26 protein-coding genes and 1 riboswitch are annotated in these 26544 nt (G+C 56.5%); of the genes, 8 read left to right on the top strand and 18 right to left on the bottom strand.

The annotated features are described in order from the left end of the window. The 18 genes from C772_RS06860 to C772_RS06775 form a co-directional block, all read right to left on the bottom strand. On the bottom strand, nt 1-768 hold the full coding sequence (locus C772_RS06860) for an enoyl-CoA hydratase/isomerase family protein (protein ID WP_008298544.1): 768 nt from the start codon (nt 766-768) through the stop codon (nt 1-3). Beyond that, entirely contained in the window at nt 765-1595 is an 831-nt protein-coding gene (locus C772_RS06855; RefSeq protein ID WP_008298543.1) for an enoyl-CoA hydratase-related protein, read from the bottom strand. The genes C772_RS06860 and C772_RS06855 overlap by 4 nt, the downstream gene beginning before the upstream one ends. Further along, the gene (locus C772_RS06850; RefSeq protein ID WP_008298541.1) at nt 1588-2487 is read right to left on the bottom strand and encodes an NAD(P)H-dependent flavin oxidoreductase; all 900 of its coding nucleotides are present in this window, start codon (nt 2485-2487) and stop codon (nt 1588-1590) included. The genes C772_RS06855 and C772_RS06850 overlap by 8 nt, the downstream gene beginning before the upstream one ends. Continuing rightward, nucleotides 2484-2849, bottom strand: coding sequence for a MaoC family dehydratase (locus C772_RS06845; protein WP_008298539.1), 366 nt, complete (start codon nt 2847-2849; stop codon nt 2484-2486). The genes C772_RS06850 and C772_RS06845 overlap by 4 nt, the downstream gene beginning before the upstream one ends. Further along, nucleotides 2846-3238: an FAS1-like dehydratase domain-containing protein gene (locus C772_RS06840; protein WP_008298538.1), complete on the bottom strand. Its 393-nt coding sequence runs from the start codon at nt 3236-3238 to the stop codon at nt 2846-2848. Before C772_RS06840 ends, C772_RS06845 begins: the two co-directional genes overlap by 4 nt. Continuing rightward, nucleotides 3235-4266: a phosphotransferase family protein gene (locus C772_RS06835; RefSeq protein ID WP_008298537.1), complete on the bottom strand. Its 1032-nt coding sequence runs from the start codon at nt 4264-4266 to the stop codon at nt 3235-3237. Before C772_RS06835 ends, C772_RS06840 begins: the two co-directional genes overlap by 4 nt. Continuing rightward, nucleotides 4263-5006: a 2-phosphosulfolactate phosphatase gene (locus C772_RS06830; RefSeq protein ID WP_008298536.1), complete on the bottom strand. Its 744-nt coding sequence runs from the start codon at nt 5004-5006 to the stop codon at nt 4263-4265. Before C772_RS06830 ends, C772_RS06835 begins: the two co-directional genes overlap by 4 nt. Before the next feature lie 8 nt (nt 5007-5014). After that, nucleotides 5015-5578 carry a TRAP transporter small permease gene (locus C772_RS06825; protein WP_035001716.1) on the bottom strand — a complete coding sequence of 188 codons (564 nt, stop codon included), beginning with the start codon at nt 5576-5578 and terminating at the stop codon, nt 5015-5017. A 5-nt stretch (nt 5579-5583) separates the two neighbouring features. Continuing rightward, complete coding sequence (locus C772_RS06820) at nt 5584-6936, bottom strand: TRAP transporter large permease (RefSeq protein ID WP_008298534.1); 1353 nt, start codon at nt 6934-6936, stop codon at nt 5584-5586. Nucleotides 6937-7004: 68 nt separating this feature from the next. Beyond that, nucleotides 7005-8126, bottom strand: a complete 1122-nt coding sequence (dctP, locus tag C772_RS06815) for a TRAP transporter substrate-binding protein DctP (protein WP_008298533.1) — start codon at nt 8124-8126, stop codon at nt 7005-7007. 20 nt (nt 8127-8146) lie between these two features. Further along, complete coding sequence (locus tag C772_RS06810; RefSeq protein ID WP_008298532.1) at nt 8147-9139, bottom strand: NADPH:quinone oxidoreductase family protein; 993 nt, start codon at nt 9137-9139, stop codon at nt 8147-8149. Next, entirely contained in the window at nt 9136-10377 is a 1242-nt protein-coding gene (locus C772_RS06805) for an acyl-CoA dehydrogenase family protein (protein WP_008298531.1), read from the bottom strand. The genes C772_RS06810 and C772_RS06805 overlap by 4 nt, the downstream gene beginning before the upstream one ends. Further along, nucleotides 10371-11939: a class I adenylate-forming enzyme family protein gene (locus C772_RS06800; protein WP_008298528.1), complete on the bottom strand. Its 1569-nt coding sequence runs from the start codon at nt 11937-11939 to the stop codon at nt 10371-10373. Before C772_RS06800 ends, C772_RS06805 begins: the two co-directional genes overlap by 7 nt. An 18-nt stretch (nt 11940-11957) precedes the next feature. After that, nucleotides 11958-13139 (bottom strand): acetyl-CoA C-acetyltransferase, encoded by a 1182-nt coding sequence (locus C772_RS06795; protein WP_008298526.1) that lies wholly within the window; start codon nt 13137-13139, stop codon nt 11958-11960. A 47-nt stretch (nt 13140-13186) separates the two neighbouring features. Next, on the bottom strand, nt 13187-13771 hold the full coding sequence (locus C772_RS06790) for a TetR/AcrR family transcriptional regulator (RefSeq protein WP_008298524.1): 585 nt from the start codon (nt 13769-13771) through the stop codon (nt 13187-13189). A gap of 534 nt (nt 13772-14305) precedes the next feature. After that, the gene (locus C772_RS06785) at nt 14306-15010 is read right to left on the bottom strand and encodes a response regulator transcription factor (RefSeq protein WP_008298523.1); all 705 of its coding nucleotides are present in this window, start codon (nt 15008-15010) and stop codon (nt 14306-14308) included. Between the two features lie 263 nt (nt 15011-15273). Further along, on the bottom strand, nt 15274-16239 hold the full coding sequence (locus C772_RS06780; RefSeq protein WP_008298521.1) for an alpha/beta hydrolase: 966 nt from the start codon (nt 16237-16239) through the stop codon (nt 15274-15276). 40 nt (nt 16240-16279) lie between these two features. After that, nucleotides 16280-17908, bottom strand: a complete 1629-nt coding sequence (locus C772_RS06775) for a flavin-containing monooxygenase (protein ID WP_008298519.1) — start codon at nt 17906-17908, stop codon at nt 16280-16282. Nucleotides 17909-18365: 457 nt separating this feature from the next. On the opposite strand from C772_RS06775, the gene C772_RS06770 reads away from it, so the two are divergent. From C772_RS06770 to C772_RS06735, 8 genes are all read left to right on the top strand, one after another. Beyond that, nucleotides 18366-19430, top strand: coding sequence for a LytTR family transcriptional regulator DNA-binding domain-containing protein (locus C772_RS06770; protein WP_008298516.1), 1065 nt, complete (start codon nt 18366-18368; stop codon nt 19428-19430). A gap of 155 nt (nt 19431-19585) precedes the next feature. After that, complete coding sequence (locus tag C772_RS06765; RefSeq protein WP_008298514.1) at nt 19586-20431, top strand: ABC transporter ATP-binding protein; 846 nt, start codon at nt 19586-19588, stop codon at nt 20429-20431. Then, entirely contained in the window at nt 20431-21132 is a 702-nt protein-coding gene (locus tag C772_RS06760; RefSeq protein WP_152419719.1) for an ABC transporter permease, read from the top strand. The genes C772_RS06765 and C772_RS06760 overlap by 1 nt, the downstream gene beginning before the upstream one ends. 343 nt (nt 21133-21475) lie before the next feature. Further along, nucleotides 21476-21588: riboswitch (SAM riboswitch) on the top strand. A gap of 81 nt (nt 21589-21669) precedes the next feature. Then, the gene (locus C772_RS06755; RefSeq protein WP_008298509.1) at nt 21670-22695 is read left to right on the top strand and encodes a methionine ABC transporter ATP-binding protein; all 1026 of its coding nucleotides are present in this window, start codon (nt 21670-21672) and stop codon (nt 22693-22695) included. After that, on the top strand, nt 22685-23347 hold the full coding sequence (locus C772_RS06750) for a methionine ABC transporter permease (RefSeq protein WP_008298508.1): 663 nt from the start codon (nt 22685-22687) through the stop codon (nt 23345-23347). The genes C772_RS06755 and C772_RS06750 overlap by 11 nt, the downstream gene beginning before the upstream one ends. A 53-nt stretch (nt 23348-23400) precedes the next feature. After that, nucleotides 23401-24270: a MetQ/NlpA family ABC transporter substrate-binding protein gene (locus C772_RS06745; RefSeq protein ID WP_008298507.1), complete on the top strand. Its 870-nt coding sequence runs from the start codon at nt 23401-23403 to the stop codon at nt 24268-24270. Between the two features lie 17 nt (nt 24271-24287). Then, a complete protein-coding gene (locus C772_RS06740; protein ID WP_008298506.1) occupies nt 24288-25154 on the top strand; it encodes a MetQ/NlpA family ABC transporter substrate-binding protein in 867 nt (288 codons plus the stop codon). Between the two features lie 21 nt (nt 25155-25175). Beyond that, the gene (locus C772_RS06735) at nt 25176-26378 is read left to right on the top strand and encodes a M20 family metallopeptidase (protein WP_008298505.1); all 1203 of its coding nucleotides are present in this window, start codon (nt 25176-25178) and stop codon (nt 26376-26378) included. Nucleotides 26379-26544 lie beyond the last annotated feature (166 nt).

Raw genomic sequence — 26544 nt, 5'->3', positions numbered from 1 at the left:
TTACCTCCCCGTAAATTGTGGTTGCCGCTTCTCGAGAAATGCCGTGGCCCCTTCCCGCATGTCCCCCGACCCGAAGAGCGGGCTGCAGACGGCGGTTTCCAGTTGGAGTGCTTTATCCAGCGGAAGCGCCGCCCCTTCGTCGATGGCCCGCTTGGCAGCGGATACCGCGAGCGGGCCGTTTTTCGTGATGGCTTCGGCGATTTCCCGTGCTTTGACCAGGGCTTCCCCCTCCGTGACCGCCTCGACGATGCCCCGGCGCCGGGCTTCTTCGGCATCCAGCATGCGGCCGGTGAAGATGAGTTCTTTTGCCGTTCCCGGTCCCGCAATCCGGCTGAGCCGCTGCGTGCCGCCGTAACCGGGAACGATGCCGAGCTTCGCCTCGGGCAGGCCGACTTTCGCCTTGGTCGTGGCCACGCGGATGTCGCAGGCAAGTGCGAGTTCCAGCCCTCCGCCGAGGGCATAGCCGTTGATCGCGGCAATGACCGGGATCTCCAACTGCTCGATCCTGCGGAAAATGCCGCTGCCCCTGCCGAGAAGTGCCGGGGCGGTTTCCGCGTCCAGCCCCAGAAACTCGCTGATTTCCGCTCCCGCAACAAATGCCCGGTCGCCTTCTCCTGTAATGATCAGTGCCCGGACCGAATCGTCCTCCGCAATTTTGGTGATGGCCTCGTCCAGTTCCCGAAGCACGTCCGCATTCAGCGTGTTCATCGGAGGATTGCTGATGGTAAGGGTGAATACCGCGCCCTCCTGCTCAATTTGTACCGTCATACGCCTGCTCCTTTCTTTTCCTTGAAGAAGTCCGGCAGGTCACCGGCCCGCATCGGGAAGTTGGCTTTCCGCTTTTCTTTAAATGAAGCGATGCCTTCCTTCACGTCAGGGGAATCCGAGATCCAATGAAGGAATTTTGATTCGGCAAGATGGGATTCTTCCGGGTGGTTGCTGCCGACCATCGAATAAAACAGCTGTCTCGAGAACGCTCTTGAAACCGGTGACGTGTTCCCGATCATCTCTTCCGCCAGCTGTACGGCGCGCGCGTATGGATCGGCTTCGATGTATTGGAACAGCCCGCTGTCTTTTTCCTCCTCTGCCCGGAAAATCCGGCCGGTGTAGACCCATTCCAGTGCCTTGGCATGGCCGACGAGCCTTGGAAGGAAATAGCCGCTGGCCGCTTCCGGCCCGATGCCGCGCTGCCCGAAGACGAACCCGACTTTGGCGGCAGGTGCCGCAATGCGGATGTCCATCGGCAGTGTCATCGTGATGCCAATCCCGACGGCGGCACCGTTGATCGCGGCGATGACCGGCTTGTTGAGTCGGTAAACTGCCAGGCTGACACGGCCGCCGGTGTCCCGGAAGTCATCAAAGGACTCGGTGGATGTGAACACGTCATCCCCCTGCGAGAGGTCCATCCCCGCGCAGAAGGCGCGTCCCTTGCCGGTCACGATGATCACCTGGACGTCGTCATCCCCGCCCGCTTTCGTGTAGGCATCGATCAGTTCTTCCATCATCTTCTCGGAAAATGTATTCATCGCCTCCGGCCGGTCGAGGAAGATCGTCCGGATGCCGGCTTTCGTCTCTACGGAAATCGTTTCATACAAGCTGGGTCACACCTTTCAGCGCTTCTTCATATTCCTGTTTCAGCTGGCCGATCACGTCCGCCATTGTCTGGACTTCCTTGACGGCGGTCACGCCGTGGCCGGCCGACCAGATGTCCCGCCACGCTTTGGCGTCGGTCATATGGGCAAGGTCCACGTCTTCCCTCGGCTTAAGCGATGCCGGGTCGATGTTGTTTTTCAGCAGGCTCGGAATCAGGTAGTTGGCATGGACGCCGCTGAAGGAATCGGTGTAGATGATGTCCTCGGGACCAGCTTCCACCAGCATCTCCTTGTATTCCTGAGGGGCGCTGCTTTCTGCCGTCGCGATGAAACGAGTGCCCATGTAGGCGTAGTCGGCGCCCATCGTCTGTGCAGCAAGGACGTCTTTTCCTGTCGAAATGGCGCCTGCCAGAATGATCGTGCCGTCCCAGAATTCCCGGACCGCCTGTGTGAAGGCGAACGGGTTCAGCTTCCCGGCATGACCGCCCGCTCCGGCGCAGACGAGGATCAGTCCGTCAACGCCGGCTTCCGCGGATTTGCGTGCATGCTTCAGTGTCGCGACATCCGCGTACACCTTGCCGCCGTAGGATTTCACCGCCTCAACGACGCGTCCCGGATGTCCGAGAGAGGCGATCACGATCGGCGGCTCGTATTCCCTGATGAGTTCAAGGTCTTCTTCAAACCGCTTGTTCGTCTTATGGGAAATGTAGTTCACCGCCCACGGCTCGCCGCTGATCAGTTCGGAACTGATGTCCCTGAGCCACTTTTCGCATGTTTCCCGGGTACGGGCATTCAGTAATGGAACCGATCCGATTAGTCCATTGCGGGATGCCTCGACGACCATCGCCGGGTTCGAGACGAGAAACATGGGGGAAACGATAACAGGCAGGTTCATGGGTTTCCTCCTTTGAGTCCGAATTCCAGTGCGATTTTCACCGTACCGTCCTGGCCGGTCAGGCTGCCGGTCCCTGCCCCGTCCGATGTCGTCTCCAGTTCCAACTGGAGGGGATCATCCGGGTAGACGATGTCTTTGAACTTGGCGGACAGCCGCTCCGGCTTCTTGCCGAGGGCTTCCGTGATCTGTGACGAACAGATGCCCATCATGAGCAGGCCATGGGCGATGCGGTCACGGTAACCATGCGCCCTTGCCGCCTCCGGGTCCATATGGATCGGATTCAGGTCACCGCTTGCATGGCCGTATTCCACAATCTGTTCTGCCGTGACGGTGACGGGAATGATCAGCTGCTGCAGGGTCATTCCGCATCGCCCCCTTTCCTGCAGAAGTAGGTCATTTGAGCCTTGGCGACCTCGTCAGCGTCGGAGCGGATCGACGTTTCTACTATTAAAATCCGCCACTTCTTTTTCTGCTCGTCCCCAACCACCCGGGAAGTCATCCGGAGGGTTTCTCCCTCTTCCGGCTCTTGGAGTGTTTCAAACTGCTGCTCCACATGGAGAACGTGCGCCTCGCCAAGCCCCAGTTCATCCAGGAAGGTGTACAGATTCCGCTCTCCCCTGTAGAGGGCGGCCGAGTAGATCGTCGGCGGCAGTCCGGGGCCGCTGTATCCGACGCTTTCGGAGAAGGTCCGGACAACCTCCGGCTCCAGGACAAGCGGGGTGTAGTCGAATTCGAATCCGACCGTGGTCACAGCAGTTTCCCCGCACGGGCGTCGTGGCCCATCTCGATCAGGTTCCGGACCGCCCCGTTCAGTGTGCCGAACCGCTCGTCTTCCACCGTGCCGTCTGCCCACCGTTTGTAGATCTGCTGGAGGATGACCGCGAGCTTGTAGAAGCCGAATGCCAGGTAGAAGTCGATGCGGGTCATGTCCCTGCCGCTTTTTTTCGCGTATTCTTCCGTGAATTCCCTTCTGGAATAAAATCCGGGCAGGCTTGAAACCGCATTGATGCCCATGTCCCGGTCCTGGGCGCTTCCCCAGTAAGCAAGTGCCGAGCCGACATCGCTGAGCGGGTCGCCGATCGTGGCGAGTTCCCAGTCGAGGACACCTGTCGTCCTTGACGGATCATCCGTATCGATGACGATGTTGTTCAGCTTAAAGTCGTTATGGACAATCGTCGTTTCCGGGTTGAGCGGGACGGCCTGCTTGAGCCATTCTTCGAGTTCTCCAATGCCTTGGATATCTTCGGTCTTCGCGGCGTCATATCGCCGGATCCAGCCGTTCACTTGCCGCTCCATGAACCCTTCCGGTTTGCCCATCTTCTCAAGGCCTGCCTTTTTGTAGTCCACCTGCTGCAGTTCGATCAGTGTGCCGATCAGATTGCGGGACAGCTTGGGACCGACGATCTCGGAGCTTCCCCAGCGCTCCGGGAAGGTTTCGTCGACGACGACGCCTTCCTTTTTCTCCATCACATAAAAGTGTTTGTCCATGATTGCTTCGTCTTCATGGAGCAGGTAGGGCTTCGGCGCGTAGTGGAACAGCGGGTTGATCTTTTTGAGCAACGTGAATTCCCGCTCCATGTCATGGGCGCGCGGCGGAAGCGGCCCGCCAGGCGGACGGCGCATGACGCCTTCCCAGTCCCCCACTTTCAGGAGATAGGTCATGTTCGAGTAGCCTTCGGAGAATTTCTCGTAGCGGAGCGGCTCCTCCGGAAGATCGATCTTATCCCTAAGCAGCTGCTCAAGCGGTTCCCAGTTGATATAAAATGTTTGGACGGTCATGGAAACACCCCTTTTCGTAATTTCACAATCCCTCTTTCTTCTGCCGAATACCGTGCAATGACCGGTACCCGGTCTTTGTGTCTGATCACATATTCCGCCGCATCGGGAAACCCTTTCGCCTCCAGCAGATGGAAGGTCTCGACATCCAGGAGATCGCGGTGATCCGCGTTCGCCGACTCGGCATAAAGGCGGTGGGCGATCACGGCAGCGTCGGACAGCTGATAATCACCCAGCTTCAGGAGCTCATCGATCAGATGGCCCCCGCCCACCATATCCTCCACCGAAAGCCTGCCGGCGTTGCCCGCGGCGACGATGACAATCGAGTCGCTTTCCGTCTGTCCGGCGATATAGGCGGCGAGCGAGCGCCCGTTCAGCAACGATCCGATCAGCAGCTCCTTTGCCCCTTTCGCCTTCTCGAGCGCCCTCGTGCCGTTGGTCGAACAGAACACCGCCCGTTCACTGCTTTCTGCCGGGCCGATCTGCTGGGGGTCCGGATAAAGGAAGTCTTCGATCGGGTCTCCGTCAGATTCTCCGATCATGACAGCAGGCGTTTGGGCGGAAGCATGGAATGCCCGTGCCGCCGCCTCGTTCTCCACCGCCGTGACCGGCCCATAATTCTTTTCCAGCAAAAACAGGATCGTGGAAGTGGCCAGGAACACGTCGTAGACCACCGCCACACAATCCGTTATTTTCTCGGGATCAATGGTTTCCTTTTGCGGAACCACATGGATTTTTCTCATGGAATGCCTCATTTCACGGCCTGATTGATGATCTGCTCTTCCTCGGACGGATTGTACTCCACGACGAAGGTCGGATCTTTCTCGATCAGGTTTTTAATGAACAGGAAGATGTTCTCAATGACGATCAGTGCAAATGCTGCAGGGATCGTGAAGAATACCGGCCATAGCTGGTACAGTGTGCCGGCTGCCGGGAAGGATGTGTTCCGCTCCATCCCGTCCATCGCATACGTCCAGCTGAACTGGACGACCAGGACGAGGATAAACACTTCGATCGCGATGAGGAACAGGATGAGAATCCGCTTGACCGCGGGAGAAAACTTCGCAAACAGCAGCTCCATCTTCGGAAGGACGCCCGATGCATACACATAGGCCAGACCCGGGAACACGACAAGCGGCATCATGTAGTTCTGGATGATCTCAAACCCGCCCCGGATCGAGCTGGAGAACACGTTCCGCATCACGACGTCGTAGGTGATGAAGAACATCATGATCAGTGCAACGACGGCACTGATGACGAGTCCGATTTTCTTCAGTACTCCGAAATAGCCGTAAAGTTTATAAAAGGTCGTCATTCCGTTCACCCCTTTCCGCCGCTGACCGACGGCAGCCATGTCGCCAGTTCAGGGAAGGCGATCATGAGGCCGCAGACGACGATCATCGAGAATACCGCAAACCCCATGCCGACTTTGAAGATTGAACCGGAACTGATACCCGTTACGCCCGATACCGCATAGACACTCAGTCCGACAGGCGGCGTGATCAGCCCGATCGTACAGATGACGGAGATGAACACCCCGAACCAGAGCACATCGACCTGGAGCGCCGTGATGATCGGCAGGAACACCGGGATTGTCATGAGGATGACCGCGGCCCCTTCAATGAACATGAACATGACAAAGAGGATGGCGGAAATCAGGAGCAGGACAAGTGCCGGCGAATCCATGACCGGCTCCAGAAGGCTGATCAGCTTTCTCGGAAGAAGAGAAAGCGAGACGAACCGGCCGAAAATCTGGGCGCCGATCATGATGAGCATGACCATCCCCGTCAGCTTGATGGTCTCCGTGAGGGAGGCCTTGAAGAAGTTCAGGTTCACCTTGCCGAGCAGCAGTGCGGTGAGCAGGCCGACAACAGAACCGATGGCGCCGGCTTCCGTCGGCGTGAAGATTCCGGAATAGATGCCGCCAAAGATAGTCGCGACAATCAGAAAGCCCATGATGACGGAGACGGCCAGCCTTGTGACGGGCACTTTCTCCTCTGCAGCTTCCGCTTCGGCCGCGGCTGCGATTTCCGCCTGGGCTTCCGCTGCGGCCGGGGACCGCTTCGTTTCTCTCCGGTAGTAGAACAGCATCGCAATGATGAATGTCACCATGACGAGCACACCCGGGATGAACGCACCGATGAACAGCGCCCCGACCGGTGTTTCCGTCGCGACCCCGTAAAGGATCAGGATGATGCTCGGCGGGATGATGCCGGACAGCGAGCCGCCGGCTGATGCAATCGCACCGGCAAGCGGTCCGCTGTAGCCGTGTTTTCTCAGTTCGGGTACCGCGACCTGTCCGAGTGAAGCGGCCGTGGCCGTCCCGGAGCCGGATACCGCCCCGAGCATCCCGCCGATGATGAGCGTCAGCGTGCCGAGCAGGCTCCGCCGGCCGCGGGAGATTTTATGAACAATGTAGAAAATGTCCTGTACCAGGCCTGAGTGCAGGATAAACTGCGCCATTAGGACAAACAGCGGGATCGTCGTGAGCGTATAGCTCGCCACACGGTTGAACGGTTCATTTCCGAGCAGGCCCGGCAGGATCGAGAAGCCTTCAAGCAAAATCAGCCCGATGATGCCGCTTGCCAGCAGGACGGAATGGATATACATCCCCATCAGCAGGAACATAATCATCATGAAGATGATGATTCCGACCACCAAATAGCTGTCCATCTTGTTTCACCCCCATTAGGTTGAAAAAAGGCGATAATGCCAGGATTATCGCCTTTTCATTTTTTCTATTACATCTCCTTGACTTTCTGCGGCACTTCGCCGCCCTGCTCAATCATGAGGTCCCTCCAGAGCTTGACGAGTTCGGTGCCCGGAAGGCCGTTGTCCTCTAGAAGCTTGGCATAGTCGCCCCATGTGTTTTCGATTCCTTCATTAAAGTGGTCCTGAACGTCCTGAGGGAGCGTCGCAAAGTCGACAAACTGGCCGCCCTGTTCTTCGTTCATCGCAATCACTTCTTCGGAGCGGTCCATCCAGATCTGTGCGGAGTCTTCAAAGTACTCGTCCGTCGCCTGTTCCATCGCTTCCTGGACATTTTCAGGCAGCGAATCGAATTTCGCTTCGTCCATGCCGATAAATGCGTTGAAGTGGCCGAAGTTGATGCCGGTCACCGTGTACTTGAACAGATCCTGGAATCCGTAGCCGGTCCAGTCTGCGATGCTGTAGAAGCTGCCGTCGAAGGCGCCGCGGCTCATCGCGTCGTACATTTCGACCGCCGGCATCGTGATGCTGTTCAGGCCGGTCTGCTTGGAATACATTTCATGGATCCGGGACGGCGTGCGGAGCGAGGTGCCTTTCACATCACCGGCGGACGCGAACTCTTTGCCGGTTGTTGAGATGGAGTATTCCTGTGTGGTCGAGATCGGGAAGACCTTGAACTGGTCGAACTGGAGCTCGGAGAATGTCTTGCCGTCTTGCAGCTCAACATCGCTTTCAAGCAGCGCTTTCCATGCGTTCGATGCGATCATCGTGTCGGAGTGGCTGAGCGGGAGCATCGTCACTTCCGCCATCGGGAACTGGTCCGGCTGGTAGATCGGCAAAATCAGGGCTACGTCGACCGTGCCGTTTTCCACCGCTTCCGCCTCATCCGGTACGGCGACAAGCTCTCCGGACGTAAACGTTTCAAATTCCACCTGGCCGTCGGTCAGCTCCGTGACCCGGTCCATCCAAGGCTCCATGCCGCCTTCCCACCAGGCATGCTGCGGGCTGAGTCCCGTTGCCGCGCGGAGCGTAATCTTTTCGCCATCGGCAGAAGCGGCGTCTTCAGAGGACGTCTCCCCTCCGCATGCTGCGAGCATCATCGAGGCGCCCAGAAGAACGGCCCCCATCAGCTTTGATTTCTTCGTCCATCTCATCTCGTTCAACTCCTTTTCTGTTATTGGGTTTCTCCGACCTTCAGCAGCAGCTTCCCATACGTCTCCCGGTTCGACAGTTTGCCGAGTGCTTCCGGCAATTGTTCGAACGGATACGCCCCGTAGACGAGCGGGTCAATTTTCCCTTCCTTATATAACTCCATGAGCGCGTCGTGGTAGTTGGCCACTTCCTCCGGGTGAAGTTTCCGGAAGTAGCCCCAGTGCACGCCGACGACCGAATAGTTCTTGATCAGTACGTGGTTGGTCGGGGCATCCGCGATGCGTCCGCCCGCGAACCCGATGACGAGGATCTTGCCCTCGAAGGCGATGCACTTTCTCGACTTGTCGAACACATCTCCCCCGACCGGGTCAAAGATCAGATCCGCCCCGCGGCCCTCGGTGATCGCCTTGACTTCCTTCACGAAGTCTTCAGACCGGTAATTGATCGCGTAGTCCGCTCCGATCTTACGGCAGATGTCCGTTTTCTCATCCGAACCTGCAGTCGCGATGACGGTGGCACCTGCCGCTTTTCCAAGCTGGATGGCCGCAGACCCGACGCCGCCGGAACCGGCATGGACGAGGAGCACCTGGCCTTCCCGGATTTTGCCCATCCGGTGGAGGGCGAAATAGGCCGTCTGGTAAGTGATGAACATGGACGCCGCTTTTTCGTGGCTCAGTTCATCAGGGATCGGGAACACGAGCGATTCGTCGATCACGAGGTCTTCCGCGAATCCGCCGTTTGGCAGGAGCGGTGTCGCGATGACCCGCTGCCCCGCCTTCAGGCCGGAGCCGTTGGCCGTTTCCTTGATGACACCGCTCACTTCCGCGCCCGGTGTAAACGGGAGGTCGTGGGTTTCCTGATACTTGCCCTGGCACTGGAGGATGTCGAAAAAGTTCATCGCTGCCGCCCGGACGCTGATGCGGACCTGGCCGGGCTGGAGCTCCGGCGATGTCACTTTATTCAGCTCGAGTGCTTCATGCGGATCGTCCAGCTTTGTGATCTGCCACGCCCTCATCGAACGGGCTCCTTTTCCTTGGACGTCCTTTCGTTCAGTTGCTCGCGGATTTCCAGCTTGGCGATGTCGCGGAGGTGGACCTGGTCAGGACCATCGACAATCCGGAGCGTGCGGGCATTTGCCCAGTGAGCCGCAAGTACCGTGTCATCCGAGACGCCGGCGCCGCCGAACAGCTGGATCGCGCGGTCGATGACATTCAGGCACATCCGCGGTGCCGCGATTTTCGTCATCGAAATCTCCTTGCGCGCCGCCTTGTTGCCTTCGGTGTCCATCTTGTGAGCCGCTGACAGCGTGAGCAGTCGTGCGGAATCGATCTCGATCCGGCTTTCCGCGATCTGTTCGCGGATGACCGCTTTGTCGATGTTGCGGGAGCCGAATGTCTCACGGCCGTCCGCCCGCTCGATCATCAGTTCCAGCGCGCGTTCCGCGGCACCGATCGCCCGCATGCAGTGATGGATCCGGCCCGGTCCGAGGCGGCCCTGCGCGATTTCAAATCCGCGGCCTTCGCCGAGAAGGATGTTCGAGGCCGGCACCCGGACATTGTTGTAATGCACTTCCGCATGGCCGTGCGGGGCATGGTCATAGCCGAACACCGGCAGGTACCGTTTGACTTCCACACCCCGCGCGTCGAACGGGACGATGATCATCGACTGCTGGCGGTACGTTTCCGCCTCCGGATCGGACTTGCCCATGACGATCGCGACTTTGCAGCGCGGGTCCATCGCACCCGACGACCACCATTTCTTGCCGTTGATCACGTATTCGTCGCCGTCACGCGTGATCGAGGCCTGGATGTTCGTCGCGTCCGAGGAAGCGGCCTCGATCTCGGTCATCGAGAACACGGAGCGGATCTCGCCTTCAAGCAATGGCTTGAGCCACTTTTCCTTCTGCTCTTCCGTGCCGTATTTCATGAACACTTCCATATTGCCGGTGTCCGGCGCGTTGCAGTTGAAAACTTCCGGCGCGATCAGCGAACGTCCCATGATCTCGCACAGATGGGCGTATTCGTAGTTGGTCAGCCCCGGTCCGTATTCCTCGTTGTCGATGAACAGGTTCCATAGGCCTTCCGCCTTGGCTTTCGCTTTGAGTTCCTCGATGATCGGCGGGACGACCCAGCGGTGTTCCGCGTCATTCAGCTGCTGTTCGTAAACGGCCTCGTTTTTGTAGACATGTTCGTCCATGAACTGCGTCAGCTGGTCCTTGATTTTTTGAGCTTTCGGGGATAGTTCTTTTAGCATGATGATCCTCCTTTGTTTTTCAGTGCGGTCTTCAGGATTTTGCCTGCAGCGTTCCGCGGCAGTTCATCGAGGAATACGATCGATTCCGGCACTTTGAATTTGGCAAGACGTTCGAGGCAGTAGCTTCGGATCGCTTCGATGTCCGTTTCGTTCAGGCTCGGGGAGACGATGAACGCCTTGACCCGTTCGCCGAATACGCTGTCGGGCTCGCCGACCACGGCCGCTTCGTTGATCTCGGGATGGGCTTTCAGGACGTCCTCCACCTCGATGGAGAAGATCTTCTCGCCTCCGCGGTTGATCATGTCTTTTTTGCGGTCGAGGATATAGACAAATCCCTCCTCGTCGATCGTGCCGAGATCGCCGGAGTGCCAGTAACCGTCGGTGAAGTTTTTCAGATTGGCTTCTTCGTTGTCCCAGTAGCCCTCCACCACCATCGGGCCCCGGATGTAGAGCTCTCCGGTGTGGCCGGCAGGCAGTTCCTCGCCGTTTTCGTCCACGATCTTGACGTCGGCGACCGGTACCGGGCGGCCGCATGAGCGGACTTTGCTTTCATCGTAGACGGCCGGCATGAGCGTCGTCGGCGAAGTTGTCTCGGTGGATCCGTAGGCATTGTGCAGGTCGGCATTCGGGAAGGCCTGCTTCATCGTGTCGTATGTCTGCCGGTAGATCGGTGCCCCGCCGTAGGCCACTTTGCGGACAAAGCTGAAGTCATTCTCGAGGAACTTCCGGCTGGTCGACATCATGATGAAGATGGTCGGAACATTAAAGAGAAAGTTGATTTTGTGCTTCTGAACCAGTTCGATGTAGGCTTCGTTCTGATAGCGTTCCATCGAGTACACCGTGCCGCCGTTGTAGAACTGGTGGAGCAGCTGCCCGACCAGGCCGGTCACATGGAACATCGGGACGGCAATAACGGTGGACAGGGTTTCATCCGAGTCCAGGATGTTTTTGAAGTTCATGACGCTGTGGATGACATTGATGTGGGAGATGACCGCGCCCTTTGGCCGCCCGGTTGTCCCGGAGGTGTACAGGATGTAGGCGGGATCCGTTTCTTCGACAGTGGTCTTCCGGAGATTGACCAGGTTGGCCCTGGCGACTTTCCGGATGAGTTCGGTGATGTCGTGCAGTGATTCAAGGTGAGGGGTGTCGGTGATCTTGTCTTGGAGCGGTTCTTGGTGAAGGATGGTCCGGGCGCCCGAATGGTTGAGGATATAGTCGATTTCTCCTTTGGACAGTTTCGTGTTGATGGGAACCATGATGGCCCCGATCATCGCGCATGCGTAGCAGACGATCGGAAACTCGAGGCTGTTGCCGATCAGGCTCGCGACCCGGTCGCCTTTTCGGATATGCAGCTCATTCTGGAGATAGGCCGCCAGGTTTTTCGAGCATCTCTCGAACTCCCTGTACGTGAGTTCGCCCTGTTCATTCGAAACTGCCGTTTTGTCCGGATATTTTTCCGCCGACTGATGGATGAATTCCGCAATGGAGGACGGGCGCTCCCCGTAAACACGGATGTTTTCCCGCCCGAACAGTGTCATCTCAGAGATCGTCAACGTGGTCATGAGCGTTCAACTCCTTCATCAGACTGATTCGATGACTAACGCAATTCCCTGGCCGCCTCCGATGCAGAGGCTCGCGACGCCGTATCGGCCGTTCCGCTTTTTCAGCTCGTAGGCAAGCGACAGCACGATCCGGGTGCCGCTGACGCCGACGGGGTGGCCGAGTGCAATCGCGCCGCCGTTCACATTCGTCCGCTCCCGCTCCAGGCCGAGTTCTTTTTCGACCGCGAGATACTGTGCGGCGAACGCTTCGTTGACCTCGACCAGGTCCATCTGGTCCAGCGTCAGTCCGGCGCGGCGGAGTGCCTCGCGGATCGCCGGCACCGGGCCGATTCCCATGATCGTCGGGTCAACGCCCGTGACGGCGTAGCTGACGATCCGCGCGGTCGGCTGCAGATTGTGCTTGTTGACCGTATCTTCCCCGGCGATGACGACACTGGCCGCCCCGTCATTGATGCCGCTCGCGTTCCCCGCGGTGACCGTCCCGCCTTTTTTGAAAGAAGGGCGGAGCCTGGAAAGGGTTTCGGTGCTCGCCTCCGGCTTGATATGTTCATCTTCGGTGATTGTATTGGTGCCTTTTCTCGTCTTCACTTCCACGCCGACGATCTCTTCTGCGAACCGGCCAGACTCACGGGCGGCTGCCGCGCGGCTGTTGCTGAGTACGGCGAACTCGTCCTGCTCCTCGCGGCTGATGCCGTGGATCTCGGACAGCTTTTCCGCCGTCATCCCCATTCCGCTTCCGGTGTATTCGTCGGTCAGCGTCGCCAGCAGCATGTCGTCGAACTGCATGCCGCCCATCTTCGGCTGGCTGAACCGGGCCTTAAAGCTGGCATAAGGGGACATCGACATGTTTTCCGCTCCGCCGGCAAGCACGATTCCCGCGTCGCCGAGCTTGATCATCTGTGTGCCGGATACGATCGACTGCGTCCCGGAACCACAGAGACGATTCACGTTCAGCGCAGGCACTTCCTGCGGGATGCCCGCCTTGAGCCCGATGTGGCGTGAAAGGTAGGATGCGTTCGTCGACGTGTGGATGACATTTCCGTAGATGACATGGTCGATGTCTTCGGGAATCACATTGGAACGCTTCATTGCTTCAACCGCCGTTGCCTTTCCGAGCTCATCGGCAGGCGTGCTGGCGAATGAACCTCCAAATGCCCCGAATGCCGTCCGTGCACCGTCAATCAGATAAACTTCAGTCATTTCTGCATCTCCTCCAGATTTCTCTATGTGTTGGCCTTGTGAAGTCCTTACTTCAGGAGCTTCATCAGGTATTCCGCGTACATGGTTTTCAGTTCATCCAGACTGATCAGCCCGTCTTTCCGGTACCAGGTCTGGACCCAGTTCATCGCCCCGAGAAGGATCATGCGGATGATCTTCACGTCAGAGTTCCGGAACTCTCCCGCGCCGATTCCTTCCGAGACGACCCGGTCAAACAGCCGCGCGTAATCATCACGCTTCTCGACGATCGATGGCAGTTGCCCCTTCTCGAATGCCTGCTCCGGCTGGATGATCATGTTGAACGTCTCTTTCCGGTTGACCGCGTAATCGATATGGCAGTGGATCATCCTGCGGAGTTTATCCTCGTAGGTCCCCTCGGCCTCGAATGCCTCCTGCTGGTCTTCGATGGCCTGGTCCAGCACGAGCTCGTGGCACTGGAACATCAGATCCTGCTTATTCCGGAAATAGTAATAAAGTGACCCCTTCGTCATCTGCATCTCGGAAGCGACCTGCTCCATCGTCGTGTACTTGAAGCCCTCCCGGTTCATAATTGCGATTGCGGACAGGATGATTCTCTCTCTTTTCTCCTGCTGTTTGCGGCTTGCATTTCTCATGGCCATCACCTCGGTTAGCGCCGTCTATTTTTATTTGTAAGGGCTTACATAAATGTGTCTGGAACCTGCGAATCTCCCTGCTGGAAGGAAGAGTTTTTGAACTTTGTTAAATTATCAGACTATTGGGTGTTGACCCCTATTATACGCCTCGCGATTGGGTTGTAAAGAGATTTTTTAAACATTGTTCAAAATATTTATATGGAAAAGGCCCTTGCTTGAGAACAAGGGCCAAGAATTATTTGAACATGGTTCAAACACGGATATTCGGTTTGAAGGACCGTTTATAGTTGGTTAGTCACAATAGTAAGTTCCGACGCGTCAGCATCTGAGGTAGGGATGAGTAGATGGTTTCCCACAATTACAGACTTCTGATAACTCCATCAAGATTTCTGCATTCGCCGTTCTGATTTCATCATTCGTGACCTCAGTTTCATCATTCACACCCCCGATTTCGTCATTCGCCCTTTTACCAGGAGTGAATGACGAAATGATTGCGTCGAATGACGAGACTGTACACACGAATGACGAAATCACTCACAGGATCCCTTTCCTCAGCAGCTCGGCGACTGCCTGCGTGCGGTTACGGACGCCCAGCTTTTTCAGGGAGGCCTTGATATAGTCCTGGACGGTGAATTCGCTCAGGTGGATTTTTTCGGCAATGGACTTGGTGCTTTCCCCGAGTGAGAGCAGGTACATGATCTCCAGTTCGCGGGCATTCAGCAGTTCGGAGTCGCCGCTTTTCAAGTAAGGCCGTTCAAAAATCCTGCCGACTTCCACCCCGTAGCGGGTGATGTCGGGCAGCAGGGCTTCGATCTCCTTTTCCCCGGCAGAGAATTGGGTGCTGGAGAGAACGCCGATCACCGTATTCCTGAAGCAGATCGGGACAAACAGCAAAAACTTCGTGTTCTGGGAAAATCGGTACCTGAAGTTGTACTTGATGAACTCCTCGCCCTTCACCAGGACGGCCCTTCTTTCGCGGACCGCTTCCTTCACGGGCGGCACAGTGCGGATGTCATCCCGGACATCCCGGATGTGACTGAGTTCCGTCAGTCCGGCATCTTCCGGAACGATTGCCATGACGCCTTCCGTCAGGTAACCGATCGGGGAATAGCGGAACAGCCCCACATCCAAAATGGGAAACATCTCAAGAAACCCTTCGAGCATCTCGATAATCTGATCTTCGTGCCCCGGGACATGCTGCAGCCTTGAAATCATTTGATCCATTTCCAGTGTGACCACCGACATTCCCCCTTACCCGCTAACAATTGTTATGCTATGGATAAGATTATAATCGCCAGGAGTCAAACGTCAAATGATTTTGAATGTTCCGATGAATATTGTTGGTTTGCGACATTTTTTCTGATGGTGTCATTTCCCGCAACGAAGGTGTACGTTTGCGGGGTCAAAGTGTACGTTCAGCAACCGATTGTCTGCTCCCGCCAATTCCACGCAAAAAAGAAGCGCTTTGCCTGAGCAAGGCGCCTCCCCAATTCCAATAACAATTACTTGCCGACTCCGGCCTCTGCCGGCTGGAGCTTTTCAAATTGCGCCTTTAAATTGTTGCACGCATCCTCGATGGCTTCCAGGCCCTTGTCGATTGCGTCAATCGTGAAGAATCCGTGGATCATCCCCGGATACTCCCTGTAATCAACATCAACACCCTCCGCAATGAGTTTCTGCGCGTAGAGCTTGCTGTCATCAAGGGATGGATCATACTGCGCAGCGATGATGGTTGCCGGTGCCACGCCGCTCACGTCTTCACGGGAGTAGACGCTGAAGTCCGGGTGTTTTTCGTCGCTCGGGTCTCTCCAGTAATGATTCCAGAAGTAGGAGATGACCTCGGTCGGGATGATCGGGCACGTTGAGCCGTATTTCTGGTACGATTCGGATTTGCCGCCGGTGCCGGTCGTCGGATAGACGAGCAGCTGGTGGGCGACTTTCAGATCCTCGGAATCCTTTACGTTCGCAGCTACGACGGCTGCCAGGTTTCCGCCCGCGCTGTCTCCGCCGACCGCCACCCGATCCGGATCGCCGCCGATTTCTCCTGCGTTTTTCTTGACCCATTCAAAGGCTGCCTGACAGTCAATGACCGCTGCAGGGAATTTGTGCTCCGGTGCCAGACGGTAATCGACAGACACGACGATGCATTCCGCGCGGTTCACGATCTTGCGGCACACCGGATCATAGGATTCGACGCTGCCAACCACCCAGCCGCCACCATGATAGTAGACGAGAACCGGCACTCCGGAGGCTGCCGCATTCTGCGGCTTATAGATCCGGATCGGAATCTCGCATTCCGGACCCGGTATCTTCCGGTCTTCCACGCTGCCGACTTCCTCCACCTGCTCCACGGCATTCATGCCGTCCATGACCTGTCTGGCCTGTTCCGGCGACAGGGTATGCACCGGCGGGCCGCCGGCCTGCTTTAACAGTTCAATCAATGCCGTTACCTGCGGATCATAGTTCATTCTTATTTCCTCCCTTTGTGTGGTGGTTTTTCTGTTCGGGTCAGGTGGTTTCGACCTGTTGGAGCGGCTTCACGGCAAGCGCCTTGTAGTCCTTGGACTTCTCGAATTTATCCTGGTAGGTCTGGAAATCTCCCGTGTAGCCGTAGAAGGCGCGCGGTTTGCCTTCGATGTTCGCGCCGGTATACCAGCTGTCGGTTCTCGCATAGATCGATGCGTTGCCGACTTCATTCACATGGCTTGTCCATTCCTCTTCCCCATCAGGCGTCGCTTCCACTTCGGCCAGGCCCTGCTTTTCGGCATGCTCGATGCAGTCGATCACCCACTCCGCGATCACTTCGTTTACCGCGAGCGCATTGGCGGTCAGCGGGAAGTGCGGGCCCGTAATGGTAAACATATTCGGGAAGCCGACATGGCAGACCCCGAGATACGTTTTCAGATTTCGGCCGTCATCCCATTTTTCTTTTAACGTGATGCCTTCCCTGCCCCGGATTTTCGTTCCCGCAAGCGGCCCGATCATCGCATCAAATCCGCTCGCGAACACAATGATATCCAGCTCGTGCTCCGTCCCGTCCGCCGTGACGAGGCCGTTCTCGGTGCATTCCGTGATCGGCGTCTTTTTGAGATTCACGAGGTCGACATTTTCCCGGTTATACGTTTCATAGTATTTGGTCGCGACGACCGGCCGCTTTCCTCCGAGTAGGTAAGTGGGCATGAGGTTCTCCGCCTTTGCCGGGTCCTTCACAATCTCACGGATTTTCCCGCGGACGAATTCTGCGATCGTCGCATTCGCATCGTCATTGATCGTCAGGTCGGTATACGCATAGAGCATCTGGAAGCCCTTTGCCTCCTGCCAAAGTGCTTCGTAATGCCTGTTCCGCTCTTCCTCGGTGTCCTCAAGTGCCGAATAGAACTTCCTCACATCAAAGCACGGCATGCCGACGATGTGTTCGCGGACCCGCTTGCGCAGTGTCGGGAACTCAGCCCGCCTTCTCTCGAGATCTTCCTCGCCCACCTTCGGATTCTCCACCGGCATGACGTATTGCGGCGTCCGCTGGAAGACGGTCAGATGGCCGGCCTCTTTGGAGATGGACGTGATCGCCTGCACACCGCTGGAGCCCGTCCCGATGACAGCCACCCGCTTGCCTTTGAAGTCAACCGGCTCATGCGGCCATTGGCTTGTGTGGTACGTCTGGCCCCGGAACTTGTCGAGCCCCGGAATGGCCGGCGCATGAGGAACGGAAACGTTCCCGATCGCCGGGATAAAGTACTGGGCCGTCACGGTCCGGCCGCCTCCGATATTGACCGTCCACGTAAACGCCTCCGGATCATACTTGGCATCCGTGATGCGCGTATTGAACTGGATGTCTTTACGGAGATCCAGTTTTTCGGTGACATACTTGATATACGCCAAGATCTCGTCCTGTTCCGGATAAACGGCGGACCATTTCCAGTCGCGGTGAATCTCCTCGGAAAATGTATAACTGTAGAACTCGGCCGGGACATCGCATCGGGCTCCCGGGTACTGGTTCCAATACCACGTTCCGCCCACATCACCCGCAGCTTCATAAAGCTGAGCCGAATAGCCTGCCTCCCTCAGCAAATGGAGCATGTACAACCCTGAAAATCCGGCACCTACCACAACCGCATCGAAATCGACCTGCTGATTCATCGGCATCTCCCTTCCTTTCCAGTGAGTTTGACAGCCTGATTATGAAGCCCGCATTGTATGCGCTTACAAAATTCTGCTTGATTCAGCATCGAACCGTATTTAGGTATGTGGATGCCCCCTTTTGAACCGTATTCCGAATAGCCGCATCGCCTTCGTGTTTTTGATATTAAGGGACAAAGGTACCCAAAAGACAGTCCCCGGTTTCGGTGAATCATCCCCCGGCTGGGGGGTGAGGGTTAACATTAGCCTCTCGGAAGTACTCGGGCTCCTAATGGAAGCACTGGAGCTTTACTTTGAAGCACTCGCATTCCATTTTGGTTCATCCGCAAAACCTTGCACTCCTAATCCCTCACCATTCGCCCATACCTCAATAAATACAAACAAGCCCTATTGCTCCCCACTCACCCTTTCTTTAGACTGTAATTAATATGAAGAGTCAGACATCAGGGGGATCATCATGGGAATTTTGGAGTTTCATCAGGTGGAGAAAATGGCGGGGAATCAGGTCGTGTTTCCCCGCTTTGATCTGAATGTGGAGCCGGGTGCGGTGACGGCTGTTCAGTGCGAGCATGAGGCAGGGCTGCAGCTGATCGGCATGGTGACAGGGACAGCTCCCGCATCTCACGGAGAAGTGCGGTTTGCCGGAGAGCCCGTCAGCCGGCGTTTCCGGGACCTGGCCTCGCGAGTCGGGGTGGTGTTGCTGGATGATGCCCTTTATGAGCGGCTGACGCCCGCCGAGCAGCTGCGGCTATTCCGTAATTTGTATGGTGCCGGGACTCCGGTTGAGGAATTGCTCAGGAAAGTCGGGATGGATGAACGCGGAAGGGTCCGAATTTCGAAACTCACGTATTCCGAAAAACGCCGCGTCTTGCTTGGACGGGCACTTGTCCATCGTCCGGAGCTGCTGATTTTGCAGGAACCGGAGCAGAACCTGGATGTGGAGAGCCGGATCATCCTCCAGCGGGTCCTTTCTGAATTCACGACTGGCGGCGGTGCGGTGCTGCTGACGACCAGCAACCTGGAGAACGCGGTCACGATGGGTGATGCCGTCTACCGCCTGAATTCGGATGGACTTAAACTGTTTGAACTGGCGGAGGAGGAAGACGGGGAGGTGATCCTGGAGGAACCTGTTTCTGCCGAAGAAACAGGGCCCGAAGCCGAAGAGGGCATTCCTGCTCCCCAGCTCCAGTTCAACAAGATTCCCGCAAAGGTGAATGACAAGCTGATTTTGTTCGACCCGACGGAGATCATCTTCGTTGAAAGCGTGGACGGCATCTCACAGCTGCATGTCAAGGGCGAGACGTTCCCGTGCGCCATCAAAATGGCCGATCTTGAAACACGGCTTCAGCCGTTCGGGTTTTTCCGCTGCCACCGTTCGTATATTGTGAACCTCCAGCGCGTGCGCGAAGTCATCACATGGACCCGCAACAGCTATAGCCTCATTCTGGAGGATCCCAATAAAAGCACCGTCCCCCTCTCCAAGGGCAAGTACGCCGAGCTGAAGACGTTCCTCGGCATCTGACCGATCTGTCAGCGCTAATATTAGCGCTCCATTCATCCCCGAATTACTCCACTCACGTTGCCGAGAGCTCCTTTCACCTTGATATTACTGCGTTCTTTAAAGGGGCGCGGTAAGGTGGAGTCAAGAAAACGAACGGCAGAAAAGGAGCGATGATGATGGAGCACATCATTGAGGTCAACAGCCTCGTCAAATCATTCGGAGACAAACTCGCACTGAAAGATGTGGATTTCAATGTCCGCAAGGGAGAGACGATTGGTTTTCTCGGACCGAGCGGATCGGGCAAGACGACGACGATCAAGATCCTGACCGCCCAGCTCGCTGCGACGGCAGGCGACATCCTGGTGTTCGGGGAACCGGTCCACCTATTAAAAGAACCGGCACGAATGAAGAAGGTCGGCATCCTGACCGACAACAGCGGGCTGTATGACCGGCTGACCGTACAGGACAACCTGGCACTTTATGCGGATCTGTACGGTGTCGGGAAAGAGCGGATCCGTGAAGTGCTGGAGATGGTCAGCCTCCTCGGCGAAGAGCGGACACCCGTCAAAAAGCTTTCCAAGGGAATGAAGCAGCGCGTCACGCTTGCCCGGGCCATCCTTCATAAGCCGGCCCTCCTGTTCCTCGATGAGCCGACCTCGGCGCTCGACCCGACGACGACCAAGCATATCCACGAGGGGCTGCGTGAGCTGAACCGGGAAGGCACGACGATCTTTTTGACAACGCACGACATGAATGAAGCGGAAGCGCTTTGTGACCGGGTCGCCTTCCTGCATGACGGGGAGATCAAGCTGTTTGATACCCCGCAAAACCTGCGGACGATGTCCGGAAGCCCGTCCATCTCACTTCTTCTCAAAGACAAGACGACTGTCACTGTTAAACCGAATGAAAGCGGCGCCGCCGTAATCGCCGGCTACATGGCCAGCGGCAGCCTGCTGACGATCCACTCGAATGAGCCGACACTCGGCGACCTGTTCGTACAACTGACCGGGAGGAACCTATGATGACCACATTTTCGATGAAACGCGTCAACGCGATTTTTGTGAAAGACTGGAAAGACCTGCAGCGCAACTCGTACGTCCTGTTCACACTGGCCCTGCCCCTCTTCTTCGCCGCATGGCTCGGAAGGATCGGCGCTGACAGTGCTGAAATGATCGCTTTCCCGATTGTCTTTGCTTTGGTAATCGCCGGCGCGTTCGTCCAGGCCGCAATGGTCGCGGAAGAAAAGGAAAAAAACACGTTACGGGGACTGCTTCTTTCCCCGGCAAGCGTGACCGAAGTGTTTGTCGGCAAAAGCCTGCTGAGTGCCGTGTCGACATTGGTTGTCGTGGTCGGCTGCATCTGGCTGGCAGAATTTAATGTCCCTTCTCTCCCGCTGTTTGCATTGAGCATCCTGCTCGGGCTCATCTTCTTCCTCGCAATCGGCACACTGCTCGGACTATTGTCCCGTACCGTCATGGAAACGAGCATCATCGGCATGCCCGTCATGGTGATCTTCGGGATGTCGTCGATGTTCAAGTCGATGATTACAAACGAAACGATTTTGACCGTGCTGGATTATCTCCCGAATGAATTGCTCACGAAAATCTGGGTCGGGCTGGAGAGCGGAACGGCCGTCGGTGAATCTTTCCTCTTCCTCGTTCTGTGGGCTGTGGGGGCCATCGCAGCGACTGTGATTGTTTACCGGAAACGGCGGATGGACTGATCGAAATTGAGGGCCCCGGCATGATGGGTGCCGGGGCTCGATTTCGTCATTCACCACTTGCTCTGGGAGGGGAATAACGAAAACGTATGCGCGATCCTTTAGGCTGAAAGCTTCCGGTGCACCGGGAGCTTTTTATGCTTTTCACCATAGTCAATTTGCAATCTTCTATTTTCCCCTTGAATGACCTCCAATCCCACTCTCCATATGTCCCAGCACATCGCAAACGCTTCCATTAAATTCACAATTAATCAGAATAAAACTACTTTTTGCAAGTCATTGACTTCCCTTCTGCATCGCAGTAAAGTTAGTTACAATTCTTGCACTAATCAAATATGCACATCTTTTCTTATCAAGAGAGACCGAGGGACAGGCCCTAGGACGTCTCGGCAGCGGACCCCATCCATTGGCGGCACCGTGCTAATTCCTGCAGATGTCTATCCATCTGGAAGATGAGAAAAAGATGGCCTTGACGGTCCTCTTTTTCTCTTTATGAGATCAAGAGGATTTTTTCATTTCTGACAACAGGAGGTACGCCGGATGATTGAATTTAAACAAGTCTCCAAGACATTCCGGCTTGGAAAGCGTGAGGTTCACGCAGTAAAGGATGTGTCGCTGAAAGTTGAGCAGGGCGACATCTACGGAATCATCGGCTTTAGCGGCGCCGGGAAAAGTACGCTGTTGCGGCTGGTGAACCTGCTGGAGCGCCCGAGTGAGGGCTCGATCGAAATACAGGGCGTGGACGTCACGTCACTCTCCGCCAAGGAGCTCAGGAAACAGCGCCGGAACATCGGGATGATCTTCCAGAACTTCAACCTGTTCAATTCCCGGACGGTTGCCGGAAACATTGCGTATCCGCTGAAACTCGCCGGCACTCCGAAGCACGAGATCAACACCCGCGTCGAAGAGCTTCTCCGATTCGTCGGCCTGGCCGACAAGGCGAAGGATTATCCGGATCAGCTGTCGGGCGGGCAAAAACAGCGCGTGGGGATCGCGCGTGCGCTCGCGACCAACCCGGACATCCTGATCTGCGATGAGGCGACTTCCGCACTTGACCCGGATACGACAGCCGATGTGCTCCGTCTCCTTAAGCAGGTCAACCGGGAGTTCGGAATCACCATCCTCCTGATCACCCACGAAATGGAAGTCATCCAGTCGGTCTGCACGAAGGTCGCGGTCATGGAGAACGGTGAAGTGATTGAGTCCGGCGGCGTGTTCGAAGTGTTCACGGATCCGCAGCACACGACGACCAAGCGGTTCATCCATTCCGTTCAGCAGGACCTCCCTTCCCCGAATGTCCTTGCCGAATGGAGGGAATCCGGCGGCGGCAGTCTGTACCGGCTCAAGTTCAAGGGACCGGTTGCAAACGAACCGGTGTTATCAACTGTGACTGCAAAACACGGGATTACGTTCAACATTGTGTACGGCTCCGTCCGGGAGCTTGAGGAGCGGCTGTTCGGCAATCTGATTGTCTCGTTCCTCGGCGACCCGGCGGCCGTCGAAGCCGCCATCAGGGAAATTGCAACACTGACTGACATCGAGGAGGTGCAGGAAATTGAACGTTGATTGGACAACCTTCTGGCCCCGCATTATCGAAGCGACCGGCCAGACGATCACGATGGTCATCGCCACGCTCATCTTCGGATCGATCCTCGGCATCATCATGGGGCTCCTGCTGTTTGTGACCCGCCAGAACAATATTCTGGAGAACAAGTTCGTCTTTAACCTATTAAATATTGTCATCAACATCATCCGCCCGGTGCCGTTCATCATCTTCCTCGTTGCCATCTCGCAGCTGACGCGGCTTGTGGTCGGCACGACGATCGGAACTGCGGCCGCCATCTTTCCGATGACGATTGTTGCAAGCTTCACAATCGCCCGTGTTGTCGAGAACAACCTCGTCAGCATCGACCCGGGTGTGATCGAAGCCGCCCAGGCAATGGGCGCGAGCCCGCTCCGGATCATCTTCACGGTCCTGATCCCGGAAGCGCTCGGACCGCTCGTTCTCGGCCTGACATTCGTCACGGTCACCCTGATCGACTTCTCGGCAGTTGCCGGAACCGTCGGCGGCGGGGGCCTTGGCCATATCGCGATGACCTACGGCTACCAGCGCTTTGACGCGAGCGTCATGATCGTCACCGTGCTGATCCTGATCGTCCTCGTGCAGTTGGCTCAGTGGCTCGGGAACACGCTCTCAAGAAAAATCATGCGCCGCTGACCGGCGCTTGCGATTTGCTGGAAACTAATCCCCTAACAAAAGGAGAAACCTCTATGAAAAAGTTCTGGATTCTGGCGATCGCCCTGATCGCTTCCCTTACCCTCGCGGCATGCGGCGGGGCAAGCGGAGAAAATGCGGACGGCGAAACTGTCAAAGTACGGATCGGCGTAAACGGTGCGGACGGCGCACAGTGGCCGATCCTCAAAGAAAAAGCTGCTAAAGAAGGCATTGAAATCGAACTGGTTGAGTTCGCGGATTACACGTTGCCGAACAACGCCCTCGCACAGGGTGACATCGAACTGAACGCCTTCCAGACGATTGCCTTCCTTGCCCAGTATTCCAAGGAAAGCGGCAATGAGCTTGTTCCGGTCGGTTCCACGATGTTCGCGCCGATGGGCCTGTTCTCCGATAAGATCAAGGACGTCTCCGAACTGAAAAAAGGCGACAAGATTGCCATTCCGGATGATGCAGTCAGCCAGGCACGCGCGCTTCGCCTCCTTGAAAGCGCAGGGCTTCTGACCCTTTCCGAAGACTTCGGACTGTTCGATGACCCGACGAAGATCACAGAAAACAAACTGGACCTTGAAATCATCCCGATGACCCCACAGCAGACACCGCGCGCCCTTCCGGATGTCGCTGCCTCTGTCATCAACAACGGCATTGCCGGACAGGCCGGTCTCTCCCCTGTTGAAGACTCGATCTTCATTGAAGATGAAAATGATGAAAACATCCGTCCTTATATCAATACCATCGCGGCACGCGCCGAAGACAAAGACAATGAAGCGTATCAGCGCATCGCCGAGCTTTACCAGGAAGAAGACATTGCCGAGGCGGTTAAAGCAGACACGAACGGCGGCTCATTCCTGATTGACCTCAGCCAAGAAGAACTTGATCAAACGTACGAAGAATTAAAGAACTATTAATTTAAAGGAGCCTCATCATGAAGAAAATCTGGATTCTGGCAATTGCCCTCATTGCTTCCCTCGCCCTTTCGGCATGCGGAAGCGGAAGTTCTGAAGAAAGCGGCGGCGAGACCGTCAAAGTGAAGATCGGCGTCAATGGCGCGGACGGCGCACAATGGCCGATCCTGCAGGAAAAGGCAGCAAAAGAAGGTATCGAAATCGAGCTGATCGAGTTCGCCGACTACACGCTTCCGAACAACGCCCTTGCCCAGGGGGACATCGACCTGAACGCCTTCCAGCACATTGCGTTCCTCGGACAGTATGTGACTGAAAGCGGAAATGACATCATCCCGATCGGCTCCACGATGTTCGCGCCGATGGGCCTCTATTCCGAGAAGATCTCCGACGTTTCTGAGCTGAAGGAAGGCGACAAGATCGCCATTCCGGACGATCCGTCCAACCAGGCACGCGCACTTCTTCTTCTTGAAAGCGCCGGACTCATCACGCTTGCAGACGATTTCGGCATGTTCGGTGACCCGTCCAAGATCGCGGAAAACAAGCTGAACCTTGAGATCCTTCCGATGACCGCCCAGCAGACACCGCGCGTCCTGCCTGACGTCGCCGCTTCGGTCATCAACAACGGTGTGGCCGGACAGGCCGGCTTCTCTCCTAAGGAAGATGCGATCTTCGTGGAAGATGAAACCGACGAGAACGTCCACCCTTACGTCAACATCATCGCGGCACGCGGTGAGGACAAAGAAAACGAAACGTACAAGCGCATCGCCGAGCTTTACCAGGAAGAAGACATCGCCGAGGCCGTCAAGGAAGACACGAACGATGGATCGATCCTCGTCGAACTCAGCCAGGAAGAGCTGGACAAGGCATTTGTAGAACTGAAAAAGTAATTTGATGTGGAGGGATCCGGAATGACCGTTGCACAGGATGCGAGAGGGAAGATTTGGGAAACGATCGAAGAGAACCGCGAGCGCTATATTGGTGTAAGCCATGATATCCATGCCCGTCCCGAGATCGGGAATGAGGAAATCTACGCAAGCGGCCGGCTATCCGCACTGCTTGAGGAAGCCGGATTCACGGTTAAGCGGAATGTCGCCGGGCACGAAACGGCGTTCCATGCCGTGAAGGACAGCGGCAAAGAAGGCCCGACTGTCGCTTATCTGGCGGAATACGATGCACTCCCGGGACTTGGCCACGCCTGCGGACACAATATCATCGGGACGATGAGTGTCGCAGCAGGAATTGCCCTCGGAGAGCGTTTGGATGAAACCGGCGGACGGGTGGTCGTATTGGGCACCCCGGCCGAAGAAGGCGGCCCGAACGGCAGTGCAAAAGGAAGCTTTGTCCGTCACGGGTTCCTGGAGGATGTCGATGTCGCCATGATGATCCACCCGGGCGCCAAGACATCCCCGACCGGAGAGACGCTTGCCGTCGACCCGCTTGATTTCCACTTCTACGGCCGCTCCGCGCATGCTTCCGGTTCCCCGGAAAAAGGCATCAATGCGCTGGACGCCGTCATCGGCCTGTTCAACGGCATCAACGCACTTCGCCAGCAGCTGCCGAAAGATGTCCGGATCCACGGCATCATCACGCACGGCGGCGATGCTCCGAATATCATTCCGGACTATGCCTCCGCCCGCTTCTTTATCCGTGCGGAAACCTGGGCACGGACCGAGGAAGTCTCCGCAAAAGTCCGCGCCGTCGCGGAAGGCGCAGCCCTTGCGACCGGCGCCACAGTCAAGATCGAACGGTTCCAGAACGAAGTCCGTGACTTTGTCCTGAACCGTGTCCTCGACGAAACGATCGGCCAGGAACTGTCTGCGGTCGGTGAACACGTCGTCGACGAAAAGCGTTCCGGCAAAGGCTCCACCGACGCCGGCAACATCAGCTACGCCGTCCCGACAGCCCACCCGCACATCAAGATCGGGCCGGACGACCTGATCGGACACACCAACGAGTTCCGCGAAGCCGCCGCCTCCCCAGTCGGCGATGAAGCCCTTATCCGCGGCGCCAAAGCCCTTGCCGCTGCGGGCTACCGCCTGCTTACGGAAGAACTGCTGCTTAACAAGATTCAAGTTGAGTTTGAGCGGGCGCTTGCGGCTAAAGGTGAATAATTAGGTTGATGAGATCCCCCGCTATGGCTTTGGCCGTGGCGGGGGATTTTCGATTTGAGTGGTTTCGTCATTCGGGGCTTTAATCTCGTCATTCGAGGTCGCAGTTTCGTCATTCAACCTCTCCCGGACGCGAATGACGAAACTTAGCAGCTGAATGACGAGATTT

It is taken from the genome of Bhargavaea cecembensis DSE10 (genome assembly GCF_000348905.1).
GTDB lineage: Bacteria > Bacillota > Bacilli > Bacillales_A > Planococcaceae > Bhargavaea > Bhargavaea cecembensis.
Note: the sequence above shows the minus strand (reverse complement) of the source record. Positions and strands in the feature narration are given on the sequence as shown.

What these genes read in the sequence shown, in the direction of transcription:
- C772_RS06860 (WP_008298544.1), bottom strand. Translation starts at nt 768, where the DNA reads ATGACGGTACAAATTGAGCAGGAGGGCGCGGTATTCACCCTTACCATC.
- C772_RS06850 (WP_008298541.1), bottom strand. Translation starts at nt 2,487, where the DNA reads ATGAACCTGCCTGTTATCGTTTCCCCCATGTTTCTCGTCTCGAACCCG.
- C772_RS06845 (WP_008298539.1), bottom strand. Translation starts at nt 2,849, where the DNA reads ATGACCCTGCAGCAGCTGATCATTCCCGTCACCGTCACGGCAGAACAG.
- C772_RS06835 (WP_008298537.1), bottom strand. Translation starts at nt 4,266, where the DNA reads ATGACCGTCCAAACATTTTATATCAACTGGGAACCGCTTGAGCAGCTG.
- C772_RS06830 (WP_008298536.1), bottom strand. Translation starts at nt 5,006, where the DNA reads ATGAGAAAAATCCATGTGGTTCCGCAAAAGGAAACCATTGATCCCGAG.
- C772_RS06825 (WP_035001716.1), bottom strand. Translation starts at nt 5,578, where the DNA reads ATGACGACCTTTTATAAACTTTACGGCTATTTCGGAGTACTGAAGAAA.
- C772_RS06820 (WP_008298534.1), bottom strand. Translation starts at nt 6,936, where the DNA reads ATGGACAGCTATTTGGTGGTCGGAATCATCATCTTCATGATGATTATG.
- dctP (WP_008298533.1), bottom strand. Translation starts at nt 8,126, where the DNA reads ATGAGATGGACGAAGAAATCAAAGCTGATGGGGGCCGTTCTTCTGGGC.
- C772_RS06810 (WP_008298532.1), bottom strand. Translation starts at nt 9,139, where the DNA reads ATGAGGGCGTGGCAGATCACAAAGCTGGACGATCCGCATGAAGCACTC.
- C772_RS06805 (WP_008298531.1), bottom strand. Translation starts at nt 10,377, where the DNA reads ATGCTAAAAGAACTATCCCCGAAAGCTCAAAAAATCAAGGACCAGCTG.
- C772_RS06800 (WP_008298528.1), bottom strand. Translation starts at nt 11,939, where the DNA reads ATGACCACGTTGACGATCTCTGAGATGACACTGTTCGGGCGGGAAAAC.
- C772_RS06795 (WP_008298526.1), bottom strand. Translation starts at nt 13,139, where the DNA reads ATGACTGAAGTTTATCTGATTGACGGTGCACGGACGGCATTCGGGGCA.
- C772_RS06790 (WP_008298524.1), bottom strand. Translation starts at nt 13,771, where the DNA reads ATGAGAAATGCAAGCCGCAAACAGCAGGAGAAAAGAGAGAGAATCATC.
- C772_RS06780 (WP_008298521.1), bottom strand. Translation starts at nt 16,239, where the DNA reads ATGAACTATGATCCGCAGGTAACGGCATTGATTGAACTGTTAAAGCAG.
- C772_RS06775 (WP_008298519.1), bottom strand. Translation starts at nt 17,908, where the DNA reads ATGAATCAGCAGGTCGATTTCGATGCGGTTGTGGTAGGTGCCGGATTT.
- C772_RS06770 (WP_008298516.1), top strand. Translation starts at nt 18,366, where the DNA reads ATGGGAATTTTGGAGTTTCATCAGGTGGAGAAAATGGCGGGGAATCAG.
- C772_RS06765 (WP_008298514.1), top strand. Translation starts at nt 19,586, where the DNA reads ATGGAGCACATCATTGAGGTCAACAGCCTCGTCAAATCATTCGGAGAC.
- C772_RS06760 (WP_152419719.1), top strand. Translation starts at nt 20,431, where the DNA reads ATGACCACATTTTCGATGAAACGCGTCAACGCGATTTTTGTGAAAGAC.
- C772_RS06755 (WP_008298509.1), top strand. Translation starts at nt 21,670, where the DNA reads ATGATTGAATTTAAACAAGTCTCCAAGACATTCCGGCTTGGAAAGCGT.
- C772_RS06745 (WP_008298507.1), top strand. Translation starts at nt 23,401, where the DNA reads ATGAAAAAGTTCTGGATTCTGGCGATCGCCCTGATCGCTTCCCTTACC.
- C772_RS06740 (WP_008298506.1), top strand. Translation starts at nt 24,288, where the DNA reads ATGAAGAAAATCTGGATTCTGGCAATTGCCCTCATTGCTTCCCTCGCC.
- C772_RS06735 (WP_008298505.1), top strand. Translation starts at nt 25,176, where the DNA reads ATGACCGTTGCACAGGATGCGAGAGGGAAGATTTGGGAAACGATCGAA.